Source organism: Rhizobium sp. BK008, from assembly GCF_014197345.1.
Classification (GTDB): domain Bacteria; phylum Pseudomonadota; class Alphaproteobacteria; order Rhizobiales; family Rhizobiaceae; genus Rhizobium; species Rhizobium anhuiense.
Genome location: NZ_JACIFK010000022.1, coordinates 1 through 4,544, shown reverse-complemented (window position 1 = coordinate 4,544; position 4,544 = coordinate 1). Strand labels below are relative to the sequence as shown.

The window sequence follows — 4,544 nt, the reverse complement described above, 5'->3', positions numbered from 1 at the left end:
GTGCTGCTTGCCATCCTCACCTTCTCGCTGTCGCTGATGGGCACCTTCCTGGTGCGCTCCGGCGTGCTGACCTCGGTGCATGCCTTTGCCAGCGACCCCACCCGCGGCGTCTTCATTCTCTGCATCCTGCTGATCTTCATCGGCGGGGCGCTGTCGCTGTTTGCCTTCCGCGCGCCGCGGCTCGCTGCCGGCGGGCTGTTTGCGCCGATCTCGCGTGAGGGCGCGCTCGTCGTCAACAATCTGATCCTGACGGTCGCCTGCGGCACGGTGCTGACAGGCACGCTCTATCCGCTGCTGCTGGAGACGCTGACCGGCGACAAGATCTCCGTCGGACCGCCCTTCTTCAACCTGACCTTCGGCCTGCTGATGGCGCCGCTGATCGTCATCGTGCCCTTCGGGCCGATGCTTTCCTGGAAGCGCGGCGATCTGCTCGGCGCCCTGCAGCGGCTCTATGTCGTCGCGGCTCTCGCCTTCCTGGCCGCCGTGGTCTTCTTCTATGTCCAACATGGCGGACCGGTGCTGTCAGTGCTCGGGCTGGCGGCCGGCCTGTTCCTCATCCTCGGCGCCATCGCCGATCTCTGGTATCGCGCCGGCATCGGCAAGGTTTCCGCCAGTGTCGCCTGGCGCCGGCTTTCCGGCCTGCCACGTTCGGCCTTCGGCACCGCTCTTGCCCATGCCGGGCTCGGCGTCACCGTGCTCGGCATCGTCGCCGTCACGACCTTCCAGAGCGAACACGTCATCGAGATGAAGCCCGGCGAGGTGACCGAGGCCGGCGGTTACAGCCTGCATTTCGACGGCATGCAGCCGGCGACCGGGCCGAACTATACCGAGGAGCGCGGCCACTTCACCATCCGGCGCGCCGGTGTCGCGGTGGCCGATACCTGGTCGGCCAAGCGTCTTTACACCGCCCGGCAGATGCCGACGACGGAGGCCGGCATTCTGACTTTCGGGCTTAGCCAGCTCTATGTCTCGCTCGGCGACGCCACCAAGGACGGCGGCATCGTCGTGCGCATCTGGTGGAAGCCGTTCATTCTCTGCATCTGGGGCGGAACGGTGATCATGGCCTTCGGCGGCCTCGTCTCGCTCACCGACCGCCGCCTGCGCGTCGGCGCCCCGCGTAGGAAGGCGAAAGCCGCGAAGCCTGCTGCTGCAATGGAGCCGGCGGAATGATGCGGCGTCTCTTGCTGGCTTTCGCTTTGCTGCTGATGGCGGCCCCCGCCTTTGCCGTCAATCCGGACGAGGTGCTGGCCGATCCGGCGCTCGAGGCGCGGGCCCGCGCCCTGTCGGCGGAACTGCGCTGCATGGTCTGCCAGAACCAGTCGATCGACGATTCCAATGCCGATCTCGCCAAGGATCTGCGCCTGCTGGTGCGCGAGCGCATCGCCGATGGCGACAGCGACGAGGCGGTGCTGAACTATATCGTCTCGCGCTATGGCGAGTTCGTGCTGCTGAAGCCGCGTATCGGCATGAAGACGGTGCTGCTCTGGGGCGCACCGGTGCTGCTGGTGCTCGCCGGCGGGCTGTCATTGCTGGTCTTTGCGCGCAAGAGGGCCGGCAAGCCGACCGGCAGCAAGCTGACAGCCGACGAACAGGCGAAGCTGAGCGAGCTTCTTGGCGAAGATCGCATTGTTTGACGAAGATCAATGGCGGCTCGACGAGCTCGCATTATCGTCATTCCAGCAACAATTCCTATAAACGAGGCAGGACAATGCAGGCGAAGGACATAATGACCACCAACGTGGTATCGATCGGTCCAGCGGTCGGTATACGCCACGCCGTCGCCGTCATGATGCAAAACAACGTCAGCGGTCTTCCTGTCATTGACGACGAAGGCCGCGTCTGCGGAATGCTGACGGAGGGCGATCTGCTGCTGCGGAAAGAGATCCGATTCTCCCCCCGCGCCGCCCGCGCGCCCGAAATGATATCGGAGATCGATCTTGAGCGATATATTTCCAGGAATGGCTGGTGTGTCGCCGATGTCATGTCTCAGGATGTGATCGTGGCGTGCCCCGACAGCGAGGTATCGGATATCGCCGAAAGCCTCCAGGCGCACCGGATCAAGCGGCTACCGATCGTTGAGGACGGACGTCTTGTCGGGATTGTCAGCCGCAGAGACATCCTCGGCCTGATCATCAATGCCCAGACGGCGCCGCTGCCAAAGGAAGATGAATCGATCAGGCTGGCGGTTCGAACGCGCCTGAGGTCCGAGTTGGGGATAACGCCTCAGAAGGTCCAAGTGACCGTGAAGAACGGCCAGGTGACACTCGATGGCAACGTGGAGTCGGAGTTGAAGCAAAAGGCTGTTCGCACCCTGGTCGAAAGCCTGGGCGTCGGCGCCTATCGGGATCGGCTCCAGATCGCTCGGCTGACCGTAACCGAAAGGGGCTGAAACAGCACGTCCAAGCTAGATCTTTGCCACGGCGTGGAAACAGTTCATCCCGCGCCCCATTTGTTTTCACGCAATTCCGGACGCAAAACCGCGACACACTTTTTGCTGGAATTAGCGGCGCGGCTTCGGCTGTCGCTCTCGGCGTCTCCGCACGGTGCTCATTGGTGAGGGTAATCTGACGCGAGGAGGCTCACTCGGTGTTGCGCCCCAAAACCGAGCGAGCCTCTGTCAAGTTTCCCCCCTTGACACGGGAAAATCCCGACCCGCCAAACCGACATACGCAATAGGCGAGGCCGTTTCTTTGATGGAGGTCAAACACGGCTGGAAGAGGCCCCGCTTATTCGGCGGCGATGATCTTTTCCAGAGCGGGTAGGATATCCGTCGCGAGGCTTTTCTCGTCGATCGGCCCGACATGTCTCAGGAAGATTCGTCCCGCGCGATCGATAACGAATGTTTCCGGGACGCCGTAGACTCCCCAGTCGATCGAACTTCTTCCCGTGGTGTCGATTCCGATTGCCGCGAACGGATTGCCGTTTTCCTGAAGGAAGGCTGCGGCCTTTTCTGGAGCATCCTTATAGTTGATGCCGACCAGCTTTATGCGAGAATCTTTGGCGAGTTTCATCAGCGCCGGGTGTTCGAGCCGACAGGGAACGCACCAGGACGCGAAGATGTTGACGATGGCGATGTGGCCATCAACTGTGTGATCGTTCAGCCCAGGCGCTTGAAGACCGGCAAGCGGCGCGAGATCGACGGCTGGATGTCGGCGTCCCGCCAACGCCGAAGGAATAGCGGCGGGGGAATATCCGTCCACGGATTCGCGATACAGCGTATTGGCGACGGCACCCGCAATCCCGAGAAACGCGACAAGCGGAATCGCAGCGAAGGCGTAGCGTCGCATCCTAGCGGTCTCCGCGAGGCTGCCGACGTCGTGCCAGCGCCTCGATCCGACGGCGGTAGCGTCGTCCTGAGAACCAGACCTTCAACGTCGCCGTGACCATGACCACGAAGGTGAGCAAATACGCCGCAAGAACATAGTGTTCGTGGTTCATTTCAAGTCTCCCGGTGAGCAGCGGCTTTTGCTGCGAGCCTGTCATGCCTGATCAGCTTCCGTCGCCAGATCTCGTTTCTTATCGATGCGACGTAGAGCGTGGCAAACAGCGCTGAGAACGCCACTCCCATGACCAGCAGAGGGCGTAGAAACTCGACGTCGAGGGCGGGGCCGCCCAGCCGCAGCACGCTGGCGGGCTGATGCAGCGTGTTCCACCAATCGACGGAAAACTTGATGATCGGAATATTGACGAAACCCACGACGATCAGGACCGCCGTGACACGGGCGGCGCGAGCCGGATCGTCGATCGCCCGGTAGATCGCCAATATGCCGAGATACATGATGAAGAGCACGAACATCGATGTCAGGCGGGCGTCCCATACCCACCATGTGCCCCACATGGGCTTGCCCCAGATCGCGCCGGTCACGAGCGACACGAAGGTGAAGGCGGCGCCAAGGGGAGCGGCGACGCGCGCCGCAACGTCGGCCAGGGGATGCCGCCAGACCAACGAGCCGATGGCATTGGCGGTCATCGTCGTATAGCAGAGGATGGCCATCCACGCTGCGGGGACGTGGACATACATGATCCTGACGGTTACCCCCTGTTGATAGTCGACGTCGGAGCTGAAGCTCAGATAGAGGCCGATCGCGAAGCAGAATGCGGTCAGGGCGGCAAGTGCAGGAAGCAGGCGTTCGGACAGTTCCAGGAACCTGGCAGGCTGTGCAAGGCCGACGATTGCGTTTTTAAGATGTGGAATTGAGCTCATACCTTCGAGCTTTAATGCCAGACGCCGTTCCGATAATTGATGTTGATCAAACAACCGACCTGTCGGCTGCAACGATTGGAATGACCGGCCGCCGCGATCAGCAGGCGGCTAAGGGACAGTTCGTCGTGGCTGGTCCCGGCGCGTCAGCCGCCCGCCTGGTGCGCGGGCTTCATCCGACTTGATCAAGATCAAATACGCCCAACCCCTCACAATGTATTGCTCGGACCACACAGGGGAGCGTGCATATGGATTTCGAAGCGTTTTTCAAAAACGAGCTGGACGGGCTTCATGCCGAGGGCCGTTACCGCGTTTTTGCCGATCTCGAACGTCACCGCGGCAA

The 4,544-nt window shown here is 61.9% G+C and carries 6 protein-coding genes; 3 read left to right on the top strand and 3 right to left on the bottom strand.

Translation table 11 applies throughout. The features are described from left to right. The 3 genes from FHT69_RS33925 to FHT69_RS33915 form a co-directional block, all read left to right on the top strand. Positions 1 to 1,170 (top strand): heme lyase CcmF/NrfE family subunit (locus FHT69_RS33925; RefSeq protein ID WP_281414295.1); only part of this gene is annotated, 1,170 nt, incomplete at its 5' end. Continuing rightward, positions 1,167 to 1,634, top strand: a complete 468-nt coding sequence (locus FHT69_RS33920) for a cytochrome c-type biogenesis protein CcmH (protein ID WP_183906618.1) — start codon at positions 1,167 to 1,169, stop codon at positions 1,632 to 1,634. The genes FHT69_RS33925 and FHT69_RS33920, both read left to right, overlap by 4 nt. Before the next feature lie 74 nt (positions 1,635 to 1,708). Next, a complete protein-coding gene (locus FHT69_RS33915; RefSeq protein ID WP_047619852.1) occupies positions 1,709 to 2,389 on the top strand; it encodes a CBS domain-containing protein in 681 nt (226 codons plus the stop codon). Between the two features lie 337 nt (positions 2,390 to 2,726). Here the strand turns inward: FHT69_RS33915 and FHT69_RS33910 are convergent, their stop codons facing one another. From FHT69_RS33910 to FHT69_RS33900, 3 genes are read right to left on the bottom strand one after another with little or no spacing between them, the layout of a single operon-like run. Beyond that, on the bottom strand, positions 2,727 to 3,287 hold the full coding sequence (locus FHT69_RS33910) for a DsbE family thiol:disulfide interchange protein (protein ID WP_047619827.1): 561 nt from the start codon (positions 3,285 to 3,287) through the stop codon (positions 2,727 to 2,729). 1 nt (position 3,288) lies between these two features. Further along, positions 3,289 to 3,438 carry a heme exporter protein CcmD gene (ccmD, locus tag FHT69_RS33905; protein ID WP_048338558.1) on the bottom strand — a complete coding sequence of 50 codons (150 nt, stop codon included), beginning with the start codon at positions 3,436 to 3,438 and terminating at the stop codon, positions 3,289 to 3,291. A 1-nt stretch (position 3,439) separates the two neighbouring features. Next, positions 3,440 to 4,204 carry a heme ABC transporter permease gene (locus FHT69_RS33900; protein ID WP_183906617.1) on the bottom strand — a complete coding sequence of 255 codons (765 nt, stop codon included), beginning with the start codon at positions 4,202 to 4,204 and terminating at the stop codon, positions 3,440 to 3,442. Between the last annotated feature and the right edge of the window lie 340 nt (positions 4,205 to 4,544).

Bases quoted from the DNA above. Each gene is read 5' to 3' on its own strand.
- FHT69_RS33920 (WP_183906618.1), top strand. From the start codon at position 1,167: ATGATGCGGCGTCTCTTGCTGGCTTTCGCTTTGCTGCTGATGGCGGCC.
- FHT69_RS33915 (WP_047619852.1), top strand. From the start codon at position 1,709: ATGCAGGCGAAGGACATAATGACCACCAACGTGGTATCGATCGGTCCA.
- FHT69_RS33910 (WP_047619827.1), bottom strand. From the start codon at position 3,287: ATGCGACGCTACGCCTTCGCTGCGATTCCGCTTGTCGCGTTTCTCGGG.
- ccmD (WP_048338558.1), bottom strand. From the start codon at position 3,438: ATGAACCACGAACACTATGTTCTTGCGGCGTATTTGCTCACCTTCGTG.
- FHT69_RS33900 (WP_183906617.1), bottom strand. From the start codon at position 4,204: ATGAGCTCAATTCCACATCTTAAAAACGCAATCGTCGGCCTTGCACAG.